Source organism: Pseudomonas sp. K8 (genome assembly GCF_014889455.1).
Classification (GTDB): domain Bacteria; phylum Pseudomonadota; class Gammaproteobacteria; order Pseudomonadales; family Pseudomonadaceae; genus Aquipseudomonas; species Aquipseudomonas veronii.
Map to the genome: position 1 here is coordinate 1 of NZ_VJWO01000218.1, position 294 is coordinate 294.

Sequence of the window (294 nt, forward strand, 5' to 3'; positions counted from 1 at the left end):
AGCAGGTCGCGTGGCACCAGATGGGCGATTTGCGGGTAACGCAGGATGACCTGGCTCATCATGTCCTGACCCAGGTACTGGCTCTCGGTAGTGTGGGAGGGGGCTTGCCCCCGATAGCGGTGGATCAATCATGCATGTATTGGCTGACACACCGCCATCGGGGGCAAGCCCCCTCCCACATTGAATGATCAGTGCTTACTCTGGTCCTGCGGCATCGCCAGCAGCTGTTTTTCCTGGTTCCAGTCGAACGGTTCGTCGTTCTGTTCGGCTTCAAAGCGACGCTCTTCCAGGGCC

2 pseudogenes are annotated in these 294 nt (G+C 59.2%); both read right to left on the bottom strand.

Annotated elements, in window-relative coordinates:
* Positions 1-83: pseudogene (locus tag INT12_RS31085) on the bottom strand (PA2817 family protein); the annotation flags it as partial.
* A gap of 105 nt (positions 84-188) precedes the next feature.
* Positions 189-294 (bottom strand): annotated as a pseudogene (locus tag INT12_RS31090) (PA2817 family protein); the annotation flags it as partial.